Source organism: Phycicoccus sp. Root563, from assembly GCF_001427915.1.
GTDB lineage: Bacteria > Actinomycetota > Actinomycetes > Actinomycetales > Dermatophilaceae > Pedococcus.
On the sequence record NZ_LMGM01000001.1, the window covers coordinates 1,298,114 to 1,316,349 of the forward strand.

An 18,236-nucleotide genomic window follows, 5' to 3' on the forward strand; every position below is an offset into this window, starting at 1 on the left:
ACCCCGCCCAAATCGGCTCCCGATCAGGACTCGCGCAGCTCGCTGCGGAGCTTGAGGACGGTCGTCCCGTCCTCCTGCTCGATGACGTAGGCGGGGTCGTCGTCGCTGCCGTTGCGCGTGATCTGCGACCCCTTGACGGTCCGGGTGACCGAGTCGTGGTGCACCTCGGCGATCGTGCCCTCGGCCACTCCCTGACCCCAGGACCACGAGACGTTGCTTCCCCTGCGCAGGGCCATCAGGACCCGCCTTCTCGAACGGGCTCACGGCCATCGGCTTCCGCGACCACCTTGAGGGTCCGCAGGGTCTCCTCGATGCCCCGTCGGTTGCGTCCGGGGAAGCCCAGCGCCTCGATGAGGAGCCGCTGCGGCGCGGCATACATGGAGTAGTCGAAGGACTCGGTCACGCGGGTTCCGTCGCCCTCGGGCTCGAGCTCGTAGCGCCAGCGGTGACCGCCGAAGTGGCGCCAGGCGATCCGTCGGCCCTCCTCGAACTCCACGACCCGGTTGCTGATGCGGTACGGCAGCCCGGCGAGCTTCATGTCCACGCCGAAGGTGGCGCCACGGCTGAGGCGCTCGGGGCCGGACACGGTGTCGCGCACCGAGCCCGATCCGTCGATCCTTGCGTGCTGGCGCGGGTCGGCGAGGATCGCGAAGACGACCTCGGGCGGCGCCTCGACCACGATCGACGACGAGACGACCCGGCCGGAGCCGCTCATGCGGACAGCTCGTCGCGCAGGCGGGTGAGCCGGGCGAGAGTCGAGGCCTTGCCGAGGATCTCCATGGACTCGAACAGCGGCGGGCTGATCCGCTGCCCCGAGACCGCGGTGCGCAGCGGGCCGAACGCGAACTTCGGCTTGATGCCCATGCCCTCGACGATCGCCGCGCGCAGCGCTGCCTCGATGGCGGCCGCGCTCCACCCGCTCTCGGAACCCAGGAGGCCGGTGGCGGTGTCGTCCACGGCACCCAGAGCCGTGACGGCGGCGGAGAGGACCTCTCCCGCGTCGTCCTTCAGCTGGGAGCGCGCGTCGTCCGCGATCTCCAGGGCGTCGTCCGCCACGTAGAAGGGGCCGACCAGGGCCGCCGCCTCGGTCAGCAGGGCCATGCGCGTCTGGATCAGCTCGGTGACCTTCTCGAGTCGGGCGAGCTCGCCCAGGCTCGGGTTGCCCGACAGGACGCCGGCCCGTTCGAGGTACGGCAGCAGCCGGGACGCGAGCTCGCGGACCTCGAGCCCGCGGATGTGCACACCGTTGAGCCACTCGAGCTTCTTGAGGTCGAAGATCGGGCCGACCGGGTTGACCTTGCGCCAGTCGAAGTCGGCGGAGAACTCCTCGAAGCTGAAGACCTCGACGTCCTCGCCACCCTCGCCCTCCTTCGGCGGATAGGCAAGCAGGGCAAGGAAGTTCACGAGGGCCTCGGGCAGGTAGCCCTCCTCGCGGAACCACGTCAGGCGCGCGGCGGGGTTCTTGCGCTTGGAGATCTTCGACTTGTCGGTGTTGCGCAGCAGGGGCATGTGCGCCCACTTCGGCGGCTCCAGCCCGAGCCAGCGGTAGAGCAGGATGTGCTTGGGGGTGCTGGAGATCCACTCCTCGCCGCGGACGACGTGGGTGATGCCCATCTCGTGGTCGTCGACGACGACGGCGAGGTGGTAGGTCGGGAACCCGTCCGCCTTGAGGATCACCTGGTCGTCGGGGCGCGGAGCGGAGACCCGGCCGCGGATCAGGTCCTCGAACTGCAGCTCGACGTCGTCGGGGACGAGCATGCGGACGACGGGCGTCTCGGAAAACCCGGGCAGCTCGGCTCGCTCCTCGCGCGTCTTGCCGTGGCACAACCGGTCGTATCCGGTCGGCAGCTTGGACTTCTGCTGGATCTCGCGCATCGTCGCGAGCCGCTCGGTGGAGCACCAGCAGTGGTACGCACGGCCCTCGGCCAGGAGCCGCTCGACGTACGGGCGGTAGGTGTCCAGCCGCTCGGACTGCCGGTACGGCGCGTACGGGCCGCCGACGTCGGGGCCCTCGTCCCACTGCAGCCCCAGCCAGTGCAGCGTGTCGAAGACCTGCTGCTCGCTGTCCTCCCGGAAGCGCGCACGGTCGGTGTCCTCGATGCGCAGGACGAACGCACCGCCCTGCTGCCGCGCGAACGCGAGGTTGAACAGCGACATGTAGGCGGTGCCGACGTGCGGGTCACCGGTCGGTGACGGGGCGACGCGGAGGCGGGGGGCGGTGGGGGTCTGCTCACTCATGGTGGACCTGATTCTAGGGAGCCCGACCGCGAGCGCCTCCTCGGCGGTCGGGGGCGTCGGTCGAGCAGCCCCTCCCCCGGTGCACCGATCACGGGCGAACCGTGGCTTTTCGGCCCGGATCGGCCCAGACTGCCTCCGTGGGGACGACGGCGGAGCAGGGACGACAGGCACCGGTGCGGCCGCTGGGCGTCGTCATCGCCGTGCTCGTGACGATCATCATGGTCTTCTTCGCGCGCCGGCTCGCCACCGACGTCCCCCACATCGTGGCCGGGACCGTCCCGGACGACGACCTCACGGAGAAGTACGTCGCCCACCCCTGGCTCGCCTACGGCCACATCGTGCCGGGCGTCGTGTACCTCCTCGGTGCGCCCCTCCAGCTCTCGCACCGGTTCCGCAGCCGCCACTACCGGCTGCACCGCAGGCTCGGCCGGGTCCTGCTCGGCTGCGCGCTGCTCTCAGGCGTGCTGTCGGTCGTGCTGGGGGTGGTGTTCGCGTGGGGCGGCGGCGCGGAGACGACCGCGACACTGGTGTTCGGGTCGTGGTTCGTGGTGGCCCTGCTGCTCGCCTTCCGGGCGATCCGCAGGGGTCAGGTGCCGCAGCACCGCCGCTGGATGGTCCGGGCCTTCGCCGTGGGGCTGGGCGTGGCGACGATCAGGATCTGGGTCGGCCTCTTCACGGGCATCCAGATCGGTCTGCTGGGGATGGGCGACGAGACCATGCCCGTCCGCGCCACCTTCGGCATCGCGTTCTGGCTGGGCCTGTCGATGCACGTGGCCTTCGCCGAGTGGTGGCTGCGACGCACCCCCGACCTCGACGGGTGAGCCCTGGCAGGTGACCGGTATGGCGCGGGGCCGGCCCCGCGCCATACCTCGCCTCAGCGGCGGACGAACGGGTTGGACAACGTGCCGATGCCCTCGATCTCGACCTCGACGCGCTGGCCGCCCTCGACCGGGCCGACCCCCGCGGGGGTGCCGGTGAGGATGACGTCGCCGGGCAGGAGGGTGAACGCCTTGGAGGCGTGGGACACCAGGGTCGCGACGTCGTGGACCATGTCGGCGGTGGTGCCGTCCTGGACGAGCTCGCCGTCGCGGCGGGTGCGGATCGACAGGGCGGACGGGTCGAGGTCGGTCTCGATCCACGGGCCGATCGGGCAGAACGTGTCCATGCCCTTGGCGCGGGCCCACTGGCCGTCGCCGCGTTGCAGGTCGCGGGCGGTGACGTCGTCGGCGCAGGTGTAGCCGAACACGACCTTCGACACCTCCTCGGGCTCGATGTCCTTGCAGAGCCGGCCGATGACGACGGCGAGCTCGCCCTCGTAGTGGACCTCGGAGGTGAGCGACGTCAGCACGACCGGCTCACCGGGGCCCACGACGGCGGTGTTGGGGATGAGGAACATCAGCGGCTCGGCCGGCGCCTCACCACCCATCTCCTTCGCGTGGTCGGCGTAGTTCTTGCCGATGCCGATGACCTTGCTGCGCGGGATGACCGGCGCGAGGAGGCGTACGTCCTCGACGAGGTGGGTCGCCCCCGTCAGCTCGATCTTCGTGTAGAGGGGGTCGCCGGTGATCTCGGCGATCTTCTCCCCAGCCCCGTCGACCAGTCCGAAGACCGGGTCCTCACCCGTCGTGAATCTCGCGATGCGCATGGGACCGAGCCTATCGGCGGTCAGCGCGCGGAGAACTCCCGGCGGTACCGCTGGGGGGAGGTGCCCACGACCGACTGGAAGTGCGTGCGCAGCAACGCCGCCGACCCGAACCCGCTGTGCGAGGCCACCGAGTCGACGGGCAGGTCGGTCTGCTCCAGCAGCTCGCGGGCGCGCAGCACCCGCTGCTGGACGATCCACCGGTGCGGCGTCGTGCCGGTCTCGGCGACGAAGCGACGGGCGAACGTGCGCTCCGACATCATCGCCAGGCGGGCGAGGTCTGGGACGGTGTGCGGTTCGTCGAGCTTCTCGGTGATGTGGTCCAGGACCGGCTGGATGCTCTCGCAGCTGGTCTCCGGCAGCGGTGACTCGACGTACTGCCGCTGACCGCCGTCGCGCTGCGGCGGGACCACCATGCGTCGGGCGATCCGCGTGGCGACAGCCGACCCGAGCTCGCGCCGGACGAGGTGCAGGCACGCGTCGATGCCCGCCGCGGTGCCGGCGCCGGTGATGATCGAGCCCTCGTCGATGTAGAGGACGTCCATCGAGACCCTCGTCCGCGGGAAGCGACGGGCGAACTCCTGCGCGTAGCGCCAGTGCGTCACGGCACTGCGGCCGTCGAGCAGACCGGTCTCCCCCAGGACGAAGGCGCCGGTGCAGATGGACAGGATGGTCGCTCCCCGCCGGTGAGCCTCCCGGATCGTCTCGAGCAGGGGCTCGGGATAGCTGTCGCGGACCCCGCCGGCCGGGATCACCACCAGGTCGGCGTCGACGGCGTCGGCCCAGCCGTGGCTCGGGACGAAGTGGCCGCCGCTGGTCGTGGCGACGGGTTGCCCGGCCTGCTCGCCACAGGTGATGAAGCTGAACGGCGGGACGCCGTCATCGGTGCGGTCGAGCCCGAAGACCTCGCAGGCCACGGACATCTCGAACATCGCCATGGGGTTCGTGGCCAGGGCCGCGATCGTCGTGAGCGCCATACCGGCATCATGGCACGATCACTGGCAGAAATCATGCAGACCTCGTCAGTTCTGCCACTCGTGGCGGGATACGGCCGAGCGAATGATTACTGACATGACCATCATCCTGCTCCTGGCCTTCGTCGCCACCCTCGTCGTCGCCCTCGAACGGCACCACCGCCGGACCTGGGCCCTCCCCCACGCCCCCCACGGCGCGGACTCCACCATCGCCTTCACCGACCTCGACCACGACGTGGACCGCGTCCTGCACGACGTCGAGGCCCACCGCGCCTGACGGGCTCGTCAGCGCAGCTGCTTCGTGACCGCGCCGGCCATCACGGCATACCCGAGGTCGTTGGCGTGGAAGTCGAACCGTGGCGGAGCCATCCACGTCCACTGGAGGATGCGCGCCAGGTTGGTGGGCAGCCTTCCGAGGTCCTTGACGGTCGTCGGTGTCGTCACCGTCGTCTGGAACGCGGTCGCCACGTCGGCGACGCGGGCGTCGACGCGCTTGGCACTGCTGGAGATCGCAGCGTTGACCTTGGCCAGCTCCTTGACCGACTGCTGGCCCAGACCCGCGTCGCCCAGCAGGTCGAGGACGAGGAACGGGTCGTAGTAGTTGAGGACCACGACCTCGGCGCGCGGCGCGGCAGCGCGAAGACGACGCGTGATCTGCGGCAGGTTCTCGGACAGGGTCGCGAGCGCCGGCTTCGTGCAGGACGGCTTCAACCCACCGAACCCGCACCGGGCCACGTCGTTGCCCCCGATGTCCACGGTCACGAGGTGCACGTCCGCCGCGTGACTGCGCAGGAACTTCTCCGCCTCCGCGAGCTGGCTGCCGGCGTCGTAGCGGCAACCGCCACCCTCGAGCATCGACGTCGTCGTCTCTCCCGAGCAGGCGAGGTTGACCAGCTCTGTCGGGCCGTCGCGCTTCTCGACGGCGGTGCGCACCGCGCCGACGTAGCCCGCCGCCCGGTGGTCGGCGCCGTTCTGGAAACCGGCCGCGAGCGAGTCGCCGAGCGCGACGTAGTACCCGGTGCCGGCGGCCGGTGCGCTCCTCGTGGCGGTGGCGCCGGGCGGCTGCGTCGAGGCGGTGCCGCCCGGTGACGACGACGCAGCCGACGGGCTGGGTCGTCCCCCGCCCGCCCCACCCGTGGTGAGGCCCACGACGGCGCCTGCCCCCAGCAGCAGCGCGAGCGCGGCCAGCGCCGCCGCCAGGGTCCGTCTGCTCATGGTCACCACGGTGCCACGCCCGGCTGGGAACCGGTCCGTCCGGGTTACCCTGCTGCGGCGATGCAGACCACTTCGACGCCGAGCCGGGCCCTGTCCCGAGCGCAGTGGCAGGCCCTCGAGGCCGACCACGAGCGCCGTGCCGACGACGCCACGGCCGGTCACCGCGCACGGAGGGGCGAGCAGGTGGCCCACCCGGTCGAGGACTTCCTGTTCACCTACTACCCGTTCCGCCCGGCCCTCCTGCGCCGCTGGCACCCGGGCCCGGGGGTCCGACTCGAGGACGCGGCAGCGCTCCCCCGGGCGCAGTGGAAGCACTACCGCGCGGTGGGGGCGGACCTCGAGCTGGACGTCGCGGCATACGTCGAGGCACGGGGCCGGACGCTGGAGTTCGTGCGGGACCTGATCACCGCCACCGCCACCAGGCCGGCACAGCTCGGGTGCTTCGGGCTGCACGAGTGGGCGATGGTCTACCAGCAGACCCCGGAGCAGGTGCGGCACGCCGACTGGCCGCTGCGCCTGGGTGCCGACGCCACCGACGACGTGGTGCGGGGCCAGCAGATCCGGTGCACCCACTTCGACGCGTTCCGGTTCTACACGCCCCCGGCGCGCTCGCTCAACCTGCTCCAGCCGACGCGCGAGACCCAGGTCGCGCTCGAGCAGCCGGGCTGCCTCCACGCCGGCATGGACCTCTACAAGTGGGCGATGAAGCTCGCCCCCGCGATCCCCGGCGACCTCGTCCTCGACTGCTTCGACCACGCCCGGGCGATCCGCGAGCTCGACATGCGGGCCTCCCCCTACGACCTCAGCGCCCTGGGGTACGAACCCGTGCGGATCGAGACCCCCGCCGGACGGGCCGAGTATGCCGCCGCGCAGCGCGGGTTCGCCGACCGCGGCCAGGCCCTGCGGGGCCGGCTGGTCGGCGCCATCGACGCGGTCACCGGCGCGGTCACCGACGCGGTCCCGGATGAGGCCCCGGGCGCAACGCCCGCCTGACGGCAGGGCTCGCGACCAGCGGTGGGGACCGCCTGGGGCCTCCACCCCGGAGGCACCCGCCCGCGTGCTGGTCCGCTTCGTGGCACCGGGCGCGGTGGCCCTAGTCTGGACGCCGTGTCCAAAGTTCTGACGTCCTTGCCCGTTGGTGAACGTGTCGGGATCGCCTTCTCAGGCGGTCTGGACACCTCTGTCGCAGTCGCCTGGATGCGCGAGAAGGGGGCGATCCCCTGCACCTACACCGCCGACCTCGGCCAGTACGACGAGCCTGAGATCGACACGGTCCCCGACCGCGCCGGACAGTACGGCGCCGAGCTCGCCCGCCTCGTGGACTGCCGCCGCCCCCTCGTCGAGGAGGGACTGTCCGCGATCGCGTGCGGGGCGTTCCACATCCGCAGCGGCGGCCGCACGTACTTCAACACGACCCCGCTGGGCCGCGCCGTGACGGGCACCCTGCTCGTGCGCGCCATGAAGGACGACGGCGTCGACATCTGGGGCGACGGCTCCACCTACAAGGGCAACGACATCGAGCGGTTCTACCGTTACGGCCTGCTCGCGAACCCGTCGCTGCGCATCTACAAGCCGTGGCTCGACGCCGACTTCGTCACCGAGCTCGGTGGCCGCAAGGAGATGTCGGAGTGGCTCACCGCCCGCGACCTCCCCTACCGCGCGAGCACCGAGAAGGCCTACTCCACCGACGCCAACATCTGGGGGGCCACCCACGAGGCGAAGACCCTCGAGCACCTGAACGAGAGCCTCGAGATCGTCGAGCCGATCATGGGCGTGCGGTTCTGGGACGAGTCGGTGTCCATCGCCGCCGAGGACGTCACCGTGCGGTTCGAGCAGGGCCGCCCGGTCGCCATCAACGGCAACGACTTCGGCGGCGACCCGGTCGCCCTCGTCGACGAGGCCAACAAGGTGGGCGGGCGCCACGGCCTCGGCATGTCCGACCAGATCGAGAACCGCATCATCGAGGCCAAGAGCCGCGGCATTTACGAGGCTCCCGGCCTGGCTCTGCTCCACATCACCTACGAGCGCCTCCTCAACGCGATCCACAACGAGGACACCATCGCGAGCTACCACGCCGAGGGCCGTCGCCTCGGACGCCTGCTCTACGAGGGCCGTTGGCTCGACCCGCAGTCACTCATGCTGCGCGAGTCGCTCCAGCGCTGGGTCGCCTCCGTGGTCACCGGCGAGGTCACCCTCCGCCTGCGTCGCGGCGAGGACTACTCGATCATCGACACGACCGGCCCGGCGTTCAGCTACCACCCGGAGAAGCTCTCGATGGAGCGCACCGAGGGGGCGGCGTTCGGTCCGGTCGACCGCATCGGCCAGCTCACCATGCGCAACCTCGACATCGCGGACTCCCGCGCCAAGCTCGAGCTGTATGCCGCGCAGGGCCAGCTCGTGGCCGGTCACCAGGCGCTCGTGGGCGACCTCGAGCCCGGCGGCGCCAAGGCCATCTCCTCGAATCCGGCTGCGGCACAGGCAGACTCGGACGACAACGCGCTCGACCGCGCAGCGATCGAGTTCGGCACCGACTGATCCCGTCCCACCGGCACAACGCCGGTTGCGCGGCATACCGCGGGAAACCATCGCGCGGGAAATCCCGCAACCGGCGTTCTGCGTGGGGCCTCAGCCGGGCGGGTCCAGCAGCCCGCGCTGGATGGCGATCGACATCGCCTCGAGCTTGCTGTGCGCGCCGAGCTTCGCGGACAGGTTGGAGACGTGGTTGCGCACCGTGTTGACGCTCACCGTCAGCTCGGCGGCGATCGCGGCGTTGGACAGGCCCTGGGCAAGCATGCCGAGCACCTCCTCCTCGCGCCGGGTGAGCGTCGGCGTGGGCGCACTCACGCGGGTGAGCCTCGGGAGCAGGCGGGCCAGCATCTCGGAGGAGATCGAGGCCTCCCCCTGGGCTGCGGCGCGGACGGCCGCCGTCACCTCGGAGAGGCTGCGGGTCTTGGAGAGGAACCCCGCCGCGCCGGCCTCGAGCGCACGGACGAGGACGTCGTCGGAGCTCGACCCGGTCAGGACGAGGATGTTCATGCTCGGACGGAGGGCCTTGAGGTCCCTGATCGCGTCGACCCCGTCACCGTCCGGGAGGCGTCGGTCGAGCACCAGCACGTCGGGTGCGGTGGACACCACCCGGGACCGCGCCTGGGCGAGACTCGAGGCGAGTCCGACCGAGACGACGTCGGGTTCGTCGTCGAGGACGCGGGCCAGGCTCGCGGCCATGACCTCGTGGTCGTCGACGATCAGCACCCTGATCGGCTGTTCCGGGCGCGGCTGCTCCATCACGCCATGATCTTCGCTCATGTCCCCTCCTCGCCGCGCCTAGTATCCATGCACTAGGTGCCGCGGCGCGCGCGCACCGCCAGATTGCGCCTGTCGAGCGGGATCATGGACGTCCTGACGACCGCCGCGGTCGCCCTCATCCCAGGACAGGCAGGGGTCGTGTCCACCGTCCGTGTGCTCATCGCCGACGACCACCCGCAGATGCTCGCCGCGATGGTGCACGTGGTGGAGTCCGACGGGCGGTTCACCCTGGTGGGAACAGCGGCCAACGGTCCGGACGCGCTGCGCCTCGCCCAGGAGTTCCCCGTCGACGTCGCCCTGCTCGACGTGCGGATGCCGGGTGGTGGCCCGGAGGCAGTCACCGCGTTCCACGCGATGGACCCCGCCCCCGCCGTCGTCGCGGTCTCCGCCGAGACGTCGATGAGCACCGTGGCAGCCATGGTGCGGGCCGGCGCGGTGGGCTACCTCGCCAAGGGACGCATCGGCGAGAGCCTCCCCGACGTGCTCGCCCAGTGCGCTGCCGGCGAAGTCGTGCTGGCCACGGGTTCCGGCGCCGGGGCCATGCGCATGCTGCTGGGAGCCTGAGAAACCGACACCGACCCGTGGTGCCGGTCCGCCACCATGCCTACGATGGCGCCCGAGGGCTGGGTGGACCGGGGCGGACGACGTGAGGGGAACGCCGGATGGCGCACGACGCAGGGCTGTCGAACGAGTCCGACGCGGCCATCGGCCCCCAGGTGGTCTTCGGCATGGACCGGACGGGGCGGTGCACGCTCTCGGTCGGGCCCGGCCTCGACGTCCTCGGGCTCAAGCCCAACGAGCTGGTCGGCCAGAACCTCTACGAGGTGTACCGCGACGACGCGGTGGGGCTGAGCGCCCTCGACACCGTGCTCGCGGGACAGCGGTTCGTCCACGAACGTTCCCACCAGGGGCGCCGGCTGGCACTGCACCTCGAACCCATCCTCGACGCCGAGGGTGTCCTCACGGGGGCGGTGGGCATCGCCACCGACGTCACGGAACAGCGACGCGCCGAGAGCGTGGCGCTCGAGGAACGCCGGCGCTCCGCCGAGCTCGCGGGTCGCCTCATCCGGTTCCAGGCGCTCGTCGAGGCCTCGCCCGACTTCATCGCCATCGCTGCCCTCGACGGCACGGTCTCCTACGTCAACCCCGGTGGCCGCACGCTGATCGGCATGGCCCTGGACGCGGACGTCACCACCACCACCATCTCCGACTACCTCACCCCGGAGGGCCTGGTGCTCTCGCTCGAGATCGAGCAGCCCGCGGTGGTCCGGGACGGGCACTTCGAGGGTGAGACCACCCTCAAGCACCAGGACGGCCACGCGATCCCGGTCGCCGTGGCGAGCTTCCTCATGTTCCACCCCGGTACCGGAGAACCCTTCGCCCTGGCCACGGTCCAGCGCGACATCAGCGAACGGGTGGCGGCCGACCAGGTCATGGCCGACCTCATCGAGCAGCGCACCGCCCTGCTCACCCGCCTGGTCGACGCCCAGGACGCCGAGCGCAGCCGCATCGCCGCGGACGTGCACGACGACCCCGTGCAGGCGATCGCCGCCGTCGACCTGCGGATGGGGCTGCTCCGGCGTCGGCTGCGCGAGCAGGCGCCGTCCCTGCTCCCGGAGCTCGACGGGCTGCAGGAGACCCTCTCGGGTGCCACCGAGCGGCTGAGGTCCCTGCTGTTCGACCTCGAGCCACCGTCCTTCGCCCACTCCGGTCTCGCAGGAGCGCTGAGGCGAGCGACGGACGAGATCTACGAGGGCACCTCGGTCCAGGCCCGCGTGGACGGGACCGACGAGCCGGTGATGCCCGAGGCGACCCGAGCGGTGGCCTACCGCATCGTCAAGGAGTCCCTGGTCAACGTCCTCAAGCACGCGGGCGCCGGCACCGTCCACGTCACGGTCGACTCCCTCGACGCTGGTCTGCACGTCACCGTCCTGGACGACGGCGTCGGGCCCGGCGAAGCCGTCTCGGCCCCCGGCCACCGCGGCGTGGCCGGCATGCGCGACAGGGCGACCCTGGCAGGCGGGTGGTGCACCGTCGCGGACGGACCCCGGGGCGGCACGCTCGTCACGCTCTGGCTGCCGGGCCCGGAGGTCACCACGACGTCAGCACCCGGGCTGGGCGCCGGGCTGGGGCTCACCGAGGCGGCCAGCCGCAGCACCACCAGCCTGGGCTTCGCGCACGGGATGGATGACGGCCACAGCGACGCCTGACCGCGGTCCGGCGTCCCGCGACCGCTGGACCGCGGGACGGTGAGGCGCAGCGCTGGTGGGTCAGTGCCCTTGCACTAGTGGAGATGCCCCCGCGGCACCGGGTTCGGCGGGCAGCGCTGAGGCATCGTGGGAGCACGTCGACCGGCCCGCGTCCCCTGAGGGCCGGTCGGCGCTCGACATCCGCGGTTCCTGCACCCCCCAGCACGAGCCCCTGGTGTCGATGCACTAGTCGAAATGCGACACCCGCATCGGTTCGTCCCTTGCGGACTGGACCAGACTGGTGCCACGAGCCCCGGTGATCCCCCCACGTCACGTGCACCGGAGCTCGTCGTGACGAGCACCGATCGGCCCCTCCAACCCCCTGCGCCGGGGCCGACCGGTGCTCGTCCCATGTCCGGTACCTCTGTGGCCCCAGCCGGACCCGCCGCCCCAGCCGGACCCGCGGCCCCAGCCGGAGTCCCGGCCCGGCCCGGACCGGACCGTCAGGACCGGGGCACCAGCGGCGCGAGGGCCTACCTCACCGGGACGCCGGCACGCACCAGGCCGTAGGTCACGCCCTCGACGAGCGCCTGCCACGAGGCCTCGAGGATGTTGCCGGCCACGCCGATCGTCTCCCAGGACGTCGTTCCGTCCGAGGTCTCGATGAGGACGCGCGTCACCGCGTCGGTGCCGTGGGCCGCGTCGAGGATGCGGACCCGGAAGTCGATGAGCTCGAGCTTGGCCAGCTCCGGGTAGGCAGGGCTGAGCGCCTGGCGCAGGGCGTGGTCGAGCGCGTTGACCGGGCCGTTGCCCTCCCCGGTGGCGACGACGCGTTCCCCACCGGCGAGGACCTTGACCGTCGCCTCGGACAGCGCGTCCTCGTCGCCCCGGGCGTCGGTGATGACGCGCCACGACTCGACCGCGAAGAAGTCGAACCCCTTGCCCTCCACCTCGCGACGCAGGAGCAGCTCGAACGACGCGTCCGCCGCGTCGAAGGTGTAGCCGCGCAGCTCGAGGTCCTTGACCTTGGCGAGCACCCGGCTGAGCAGCTCGTCGTCGCCCGACAGGTCGTACCCCAGCTCGCGGCCCTTGAGCTCGATGCTGGCGCGACCGGCCATGTCGGACACCAGCATCCGCATGTCGTTGCCCACGTGCACGGGGTCGGTGTGCTGGTAGAGGTCGGGGTCGATGCGGATCGCGCTGGCGTGCAGCCCGGCCTTGTGGGCGAACGCGCTCGCCCCGACGTAGGGCTGGCGGCTGTAGGGCGGGACGTTCGTGATCTCGCTGATGGAGTGGGCGATCCGGGTCGCCTCGCGCAGCCGGTCCGTCTCGAGCAGGGGCAGCCCGCGCTTGATCTGCAGGTTGCTCACGACGGTGAGGAGGTCGGCGTTGCCGGTCCGCTCGCCGTACCCGTTGATCGTGCCCTGCACGTGCGTCGCGCCCGCGTCGACGGCCGCCATGGAGTTAGCGACTGCACACCCGGTGTCGTTGTGGCAGTGGATGCCCACGCGTGCCGAGGTGCTCGCCACGGCGTCGGCGACGACGTCGGCGATCTGGTCGGGGAGCATGCCGCCGTTGGTGTCGCACAGGGCGACGACCTCGGCGCCGGACTCCATCGCGGCGCGGACGACCTCGAGCGCATAGGCGCGGTCCGCGGCATACCCGTCGAAGAAGTGCTCCGCGTCCAGGAACACGCGCCGTCCCTCACCGGCGAGGAACGACACCGTGTCGCGCACCATCTCGAGGTTCTCCTCGAGGGTGGTGCGCAGGGCCGTCTCGACGTGGCGCACGTGCGACTTCGCCACGAGGGTGACCACGGGCGCACCCGAGTCGACGAGGGCGCGGACCAGCGGGTCGGTGGCCGCGCGACCGCCGGCCCGCCTGGTCGCGCCGAACGCGGCGAGGGTGGCGTTGCGCAGCCGCAGCTCCTGCTGGGCACGGGCGAAGAACTCGGTGTCCTTCGGGTTCGCGCCCGGCCAGCCACCCTCGATGAACCCGACCCCGAGCTCGTCGAGGTGCACGGCGATGGCGAGCTTGTCCGACACGGAGAGGTTGAGCCCCTCCTGCTGCGCTCCGTCGCGCAGGGTCGTGTCGTAGACGTGCAGGTCGCTCATCGTGGTGGTTCCCGTCGGGTCATCGGTGGTGTCGGGTCGCTGGTGCCGTGTGGTCCTGGTGGTTCATTCTCCCCCGTCGCGCCTCCGGGGCCGGGGATGGTGGCCGGACGGAGGTCCTGACAAAGCAAAAGACCCCCCGGGTGTGGGAGGTCTGCGCGACGAGGAGGTCTCGTCGCGCTAGTCGATAATCACCATGGTGGTCGCCATGTGCCAGGAGGTCACGGGACCACTGTGGCACGCGGTGTCCGCGGGTTGAACCCCCGGTCCGTATGCCGGTCAGGCCCGTTCGGCCCGCCGGTCCCGGGCGGCAGCCACGAGCGCGTCGAAGAGCCGCGGGTCGTCCCCCATCTCCGGGTGCCACTGGACGGCGAGCCGGAAGGGGGAGGCGGGATCCTCCATCGCCTCCAGGGTCCCGTCGGCGGCCCAGGCCGACGGCACGAACCCGGGGTGGGTGAGCACGGACTGGTGGTGGTAGCTCGGGACCTCGGTGGTCTCGCCCAGCAGCTGCCGGAGCCTGGACCGCTCCACGGTCGTGACGGGGTGGGTGCCGTACACGCCATCGCTCGGGGAGTGCTCGTCGTGCCCGACCCGGTCGGGCAGGTGCTGCTCGAGCTGCCCGCCCGCGGCGACCGCCATGACCTGCATCCCCCGGCAGATCCCGAGCAGCGGCAGCCCGCGGTCGTGCGCCGCCAAGGCGAGTGCGAGCTCCATGGCGTCACGGTCGGCGCGGGGGTCCTGCACCTTCGGGTGCCGCTCCTGGGCGTACCGGGTCGGGTCCACGTCGGCACCGCCGGCGATCACCAGGGCGTCCAGGCGGGCGAGCACCTCGTGGGCGACCTCGAGGTCGCCGTCGGGCCGCGGTGGCACGACGAGGACGACCGCACCGGCCTGCTCGAGCTTCTCCACGTAGGCGTGCGGGACCGTGGCGCTGGGCTGGTCGCGCCAGGGCCCCCGGGTCACCGGTTCGACGTAGCAGGTGAGCCCCACCACCGGCCGGGTCATCGGGGTCGGTCCTGCCCGGTCACAGCGGCGTGACGTAGGCGCCGCTGATCCCGCCGTCGACGAGGAACTGGGACGCGGTGATGAAGCTCGACTCGTCGCTCGCGAGGAACAGCACCGCCGCGGCGATCTCGTCGGGCTCGGCGAACCGGCCGACCGGGATGTGCACCATCCGGCGGGCCGCCCGCTCGGGGTCCTTGGCGAAGAGCTCCTGCAGCAGCGGCGTGTTGACCGGTCCGGGACACAGGGCGTTGACCCGCACGCCCTCGCGGGCGAACTGCACGCCGAGCTCGCGCGACATGGACAGCACACCACCCTTGCTGGCGGTGTACGAGATCTGGCTGGTCGCCGCGCCCATCACCGCGACGAACGACGCGGTGTTGATGATCGACCCCCTGCCCTGCTCAAGCATGTACGGCAGGGCCGCCTTGCAGCACAGGTAGACGCTGGTGAGGTTGACCTCCTGGACCCGCTTCCACGCGTCGAGGCCGGTGGTGAGGATCGAGTCGTCGTCGGGCGGGGAGATGCCCGCGTTGTTGAAGGCGACGTCCACGCTGCCGAAGCGCTCCTTGGCGGTCGCGAACAACACCTCCACCTGGGCGGGGTCCGTCACGTCGCAGTGGACGTAGGCGCCGCCGAGCTCGGCGGCGATCGCTTCGCCCGCGTCGTCGTCGAGGTCGCCGATGACGACCTTGGCGCCCTCCTGGGCGAAGCGTCGGACGGTCGCCAGACCGATGCCGCTGCACCCTCCGGTGACGACGGCGACCTTGCCCTCGAGCCTGCCTGCCATGGGTGTGCCTTTCAGGATTCGGTGGAGATGAAGACGTTCTTGACGTCGGTGAACGAGTCGAGGGCGTCGGGTCCGAGCTCGCGGCCGAGGCCGGACTGCTTGAAGCCGCCGAACGGTGTGGAGTACCGGACGCTGCTGTGGGAGTTGACCGAGAGGTTCCCCGCCTCGACGCCGCGCGCCACCCGCAGGGCCCGCCCGACGTCACGGGTCCAGATCGAGCCCGAGAGCCCGTATGCCGTGTCGTTGGCCTTCGCGACCGCGTCCGCCTCGTCGTCGAAGGGCATCACCGCGACCACCGGCCCGAAGACCTCCTCCTGCCAGACCCGGTCGGTGGTGGCCCTCGGCAGGACGACCGTGGGCGGGTACCACCAGCCGGGCCCGTCGGGGGCGCTGCCGCGGAAGGCGACGTCCACGGGTTCGGACGACTCCTCGACGTAGGAGCGAACCGTCTCCCGCTGCCCGCTGCTGATGAGCGGTCCCATCTCGGTCGCCTCGTCGCCGGGTGCGGCGACGACGACACCACGGACGGCGGGCTCGAGCAGCTCCATGAACCGGTCGAACACGCTGCGCTGCACCAGGATCCGGCTGCGCGCGCAGCAGTCCTGGCCGGCGTTGTCGAAGACGCCGTACGGTGCCGTGGCCGCAGCCTTCTCGAGGTCGCTGTCCGCGAACACGATGTTGGCGCTCTTGCCACCGAGCTCGAGGGTGACCCGCTTCACCTGGTCGGCGGCCCCACGCATGATCCGCTGGCCCACGGCCGTCGAGCCCGTGAAGCAGACCTTGCGCACCGCCGGGTGGGTCACGAAACGTTCGCCCACGACCGCTCCGCGCCCCGGGACGACCGTGAACACTCCCTCGGGCAGCCCCGCCTCGAGGGCGAGCTCGCCCAGCCGGATGGCGGTGAGCGGGGTCAGCTCCGCGGGCTTGAGGACGACGGTGTTGCCCGCTGCCAGCGCCGGCGCGAAACCCCAGCCGGCGATCGGCATGGGGAAGTTCCACGGGACGATGATGCCCACGGTGCCGAGGGGCTCCTTGAACGTGACGTCGAGCCCGCCTGCCACCGGGATCTGGCGTCCGAACAGGCGCTCGGGGGCGGCGGAGTAGTAGGTCAGCACGTCGCGGACGTTGCCGGCCTCCCACCGGGCGTTGCCGATCGTGTGCCCCGAGTTCTCGACCTCGAGCAGCGCCAGCTCCTCGAGGTGGTCGTCGACGGACTGGGCGAAGCTGCGCAGCAGGCGGGCCCGGTCGGCGGGCGCCACCGTGGCCCAGGCCGGTGCCGCGGCGTCGGCGGCCGCGATGGCGGCGTCCGCCTCCTCGATCCCGGCCAAGGGAACGCTGGTGACGACGGACTCGGTGGCGGGGTTGACGACGTCGTGCAGGACCTGGCTCACAGCCGCTCGAACCCCCTGATCCGCTCCCAGTCGGTAACGGCACCGTTGTAGGCCGCGAGCTCGACCTCTGCCGCGTGCGCGTAGTGCTCGACGACGTCGTCGCCGAGAGCGGCACGGGCCACCTCGGAACCGAGGAACAGGTCACGGGCCTCGTGCAGCGTCGACGGGACCCGGTCCTTGTCGGAGGAGTACGCGTTGCCGGCGAAGGCCTCCTCGAGCGGGATCTCCTCCCGTATGCCGTGCAGCCCCCCGGCGATCATCCCCGCCACCGCGAGGTAGGGGTTCACGTCGCCGCCCGGCACGCGGTTCTCGACCCGAAGCCCGTGCCCGTGCCCGACCACGCGCAACGCGCAGGTGCGGTTGTCCGTCCCCCACGCGACAGCCGTCGGGGCGAACGAGCCGGGCTGGAAACGCTTGTAGGAGTTGATGTTCGGGGCGTACAGCAGCGTCATCTCGCGCATCGTCACCTGGAGCCCCGCGACGAAGTGCTCGAACAACGCGGACCGGCCACCTTTCCTGCTGTCGTCGGCGAACACCGCACCGCCGTCGGTGCCGCGCAGCGACAGGTGGATGTGGCAGGAGTTGCCCTCGCGCTCGTCGAACTTGGCCATGAAGGTCAGCGACTGCCCGTGCCGGTCCGCCAGCTCCTTGGCCGCGGTCTTGTAGACGACGTGGTTGTCGCAGGTCCGGATGACCTCGTCGTAGAGGAACGCGATCTCGTGCTGGCCGGGGTTGCACTCCCCCTTCGCACTCTCCACGGTGACGCCGGCGGCATACATCTCGTTGCGGATCTCGCGCAGCAGCGGCTCCACCTTGGTGCCGCCCATGATCGAGTAGTCGACGTTGTAGCGGTTGGCTCCGGTGAGCCCCTGGTAGCGCTGGTCCCAGGCGCGCTCGTAGGTCTCCTCGAAGACGATGAACTCGAGCTCGGTGCCGGCCAGCGCGACGAACCCCATCTCCGCGGCGGCATCAACCTGGGTGTGCAGGACCGACCGCGGCGACGGGCGGACCAGCCCCCGCCCGTCCAGCCAGGACAGGTCGCACTGCACCGTGGCGGAGTACGGCTGTCCGGGCGTCCGGCGCAGGGTGGCGAGGTCGAGGTCGAACATCATGTCGCCGTAACCCTGTTCCCAGGAGCTGATGGCGTACCCGTCCACGGTGTTCATGTCGACGTCGACGGCGAGCAGGTAGTTGCACCCCTCCGTGCCGTGCCCGAGCACGGAGTCGAGGAAGAACTGCCCGTGGATCCGTTTGCCCTGCAGGCGACCCTGCATGTCGGTGAAGGCGACGACGACGGTGTCGATGCGGCCCGAGGCGATGTCCTGCCTCAGCTCGTCGACCGTCAGGGTGGGTGGGTGCGTCACGGTGCCTCCTTGGT

18 protein-coding genes are annotated in these 18,236 nt (G+C 71.3%); 6 read left to right on the forward strand and 12 right to left on the reverse strand.

Annotated elements, in window-relative coordinates:
* Positions 1 to 23 precede the first annotated feature (23 nt).
* The 3 genes from ASD62_RS06090 to gltX are packed head-to-tail and all read right to left on the reverse strand — an operon-like array spanning position 24 to position 2,238.
* Positions 24 to 236 carry a DUF2945 domain-containing protein gene (locus tag ASD62_RS06090; RefSeq protein WP_056915192.1) on the reverse strand — a complete coding sequence of 71 codons (213 nt, stop codon included), beginning with the start codon at positions 234 to 236 and terminating at the stop codon, positions 24 to 26.
* Positions 236 to 715, reverse strand: coding sequence for an SRPBCC family protein (locus ASD62_RS06095; protein ID WP_056915193.1), 480 nt, complete (start codon positions 713 to 715; stop codon positions 236 to 238). The genes ASD62_RS06090 and ASD62_RS06095 overlap by 1 nt, the downstream gene beginning before the upstream one ends.
* Positions 712 to 2,238, reverse strand: coding sequence for a glutamate--tRNA ligase (gltX, locus tag ASD62_RS06100; protein WP_082552845.1), 1,527 nt, complete (start codon positions 2,236 to 2,238; stop codon positions 712 to 714). The genes ASD62_RS06095 and gltX overlap by 4 nt, the downstream gene beginning before the upstream one ends.
* Positions 2,239 to 2,375: 137 nt before the next feature.
* Here gltX and ASD62_RS06105 point away from each other — a divergent pair, with 137 nt between their 5' ends.
* Positions 2,376 to 3,059 (forward strand): DUF2306 domain-containing protein, encoded by a 684-nt coding sequence (locus ASD62_RS06105; RefSeq protein ID WP_157581375.1) that lies wholly within the window; start codon positions 2,376 to 2,378, stop codon positions 3,057 to 3,059.
* Positions 3,060 to 3,112: 53 nt separating this feature from the next.
* Here ASD62_RS06105 and ASD62_RS06110 read toward each other — a convergent pair whose 3' ends face one another.
* The gene (locus tag ASD62_RS06110) at positions 3,113 to 3,883 is read right to left on the reverse strand and encodes a fumarylacetoacetate hydrolase family protein (RefSeq protein ID WP_056915195.1); all 771 of its coding nucleotides are present in this window, start codon (positions 3,881 to 3,883) and stop codon (positions 3,113 to 3,115) included.
* Between the two features lie 20 nt (positions 3,884 to 3,903).
* Positions 3,904 to 4,857 (reverse strand): GlxA family transcriptional regulator, encoded by a 954-nt coding sequence (locus ASD62_RS06115; protein ID WP_056915196.1) that lies wholly within the window; start codon positions 4,855 to 4,857, stop codon positions 3,904 to 3,906.
* 94 nt (positions 4,858 to 4,951) lie between these two features.
* Here ASD62_RS06115 and ASD62_RS06120 point away from each other — a divergent pair, with 94 nt between their 5' ends.
* The gene (locus ASD62_RS06120) at positions 4,952 to 5,131 is read left to right on the forward strand and encodes a hypothetical protein (protein ID WP_056915197.1); all 180 of its coding nucleotides are present in this window, start codon (positions 4,952 to 4,954) and stop codon (positions 5,129 to 5,131) included.
* A gap of 8 nt (positions 5,132 to 5,139) precedes the next feature.
* Here ASD62_RS06120 and ASD62_RS06125 read toward each other — a convergent pair whose 3' ends face one another.
* Positions 5,140 to 6,069: an SGNH/GDSL hydrolase family protein gene (locus tag ASD62_RS06125; RefSeq protein WP_157581377.1), complete on the reverse strand. Its 930-nt coding sequence runs from the start codon at positions 6,067 to 6,069 to the stop codon at positions 5,140 to 5,142.
* Between the two features lie 60 nt (positions 6,070 to 6,129).
* Between ASD62_RS06125 and ASD62_RS06130 the strand changes: the two genes are divergently transcribed.
* Positions 6,130 to 7,062 carry a hypothetical protein gene (locus ASD62_RS06130; protein WP_056915199.1) on the forward strand — a complete coding sequence of 311 codons (933 nt, stop codon included), beginning with the start codon at positions 6,130 to 6,132 and terminating at the stop codon, positions 7,060 to 7,062.
* Positions 7,063 to 7,176: 114 nt separating this feature from the next.
* On the forward strand, positions 7,177 to 8,604 hold the full coding sequence (gene argG, locus ASD62_RS06135) for an argininosuccinate synthase (protein ID WP_056915200.1): 1,428 nt from the start codon (positions 7,177 to 7,179) through the stop codon (positions 8,602 to 8,604).
* Between the two features lie 90 nt (positions 8,605 to 8,694).
* On the opposite strand, the gene ASD62_RS06140 is transcribed toward argG, so the two are convergent.
* Positions 8,695 to 9,375, reverse strand: coding sequence for a response regulator transcription factor (locus tag ASD62_RS06140; protein ID WP_082552847.1), 681 nt, complete (start codon positions 9,373 to 9,375; stop codon positions 8,695 to 8,697).
* Positions 9,376 to 9,459: 84 nt separating this feature from the next.
* On the opposite strand from ASD62_RS06140, the gene ASD62_RS06145 reads away from it, so the two are divergent.
* On the forward strand, positions 9,460 to 9,939 hold the full coding sequence (locus ASD62_RS06145; protein WP_056915202.1) for a response regulator: 480 nt from the start codon (positions 9,460 to 9,462) through the stop codon (positions 9,937 to 9,939).
* A gap of 98 nt (positions 9,940 to 10,037) precedes the next feature.
* Positions 10,038 to 11,585, forward strand: coding sequence for a PAS domain S-box protein (locus tag ASD62_RS06150; protein WP_056915203.1), 1,548 nt, complete (start codon positions 10,038 to 10,040; stop codon positions 11,583 to 11,585).
* A 512-nt stretch (positions 11,586 to 12,097) separates the two neighbouring features.
* On the opposite strand, the gene cimA is transcribed toward ASD62_RS06150, so the two are convergent.
* From cimA to ASD62_RS06175, 5 genes are all read right to left on the reverse strand, one after another.
* On the reverse strand, positions 12,098 to 13,678 hold the full coding sequence (cimA, locus tag ASD62_RS06155; protein WP_056915204.1) for a citramalate synthase: 1,581 nt from the start codon (positions 13,676 to 13,678) through the stop codon (positions 12,098 to 12,100).
* Between the two features lie 276 nt (positions 13,679 to 13,954).
* Positions 13,955 to 14,680, reverse strand: a complete 726-nt coding sequence (locus tag ASD62_RS06160; RefSeq protein WP_056915205.1) for a gamma-glutamyl-gamma-aminobutyrate hydrolase family protein — start codon at positions 14,678 to 14,680, stop codon at positions 13,955 to 13,957.
* A gap of 19 nt (positions 14,681 to 14,699) precedes the next feature.
* A complete protein-coding gene (locus tag ASD62_RS06165) occupies positions 14,700 to 15,467 on the reverse strand; it encodes a 3-oxoacyl-ACP reductase (RefSeq protein ID WP_056915206.1) in 768 nt (255 codons plus the stop codon).
* Between the two features lie 11 nt (positions 15,468 to 15,478).
* A complete protein-coding gene (locus ASD62_RS06170; RefSeq protein ID WP_056915207.1) occupies positions 15,479 to 16,858 on the reverse strand; it encodes an aldehyde dehydrogenase in 1,380 nt (459 codons plus the stop codon).
* Positions 16,855 to 18,222, reverse strand: coding sequence for a glutamine synthetase family protein (locus ASD62_RS06175; protein ID WP_056915208.1), 1,368 nt, complete (start codon positions 18,220 to 18,222; stop codon positions 16,855 to 16,857). The genes ASD62_RS06170 and ASD62_RS06175 overlap by 4 nt, the downstream gene beginning before the upstream one ends.
* Positions 18,223 to 18,236: the final 14 nt, after the last annotated feature.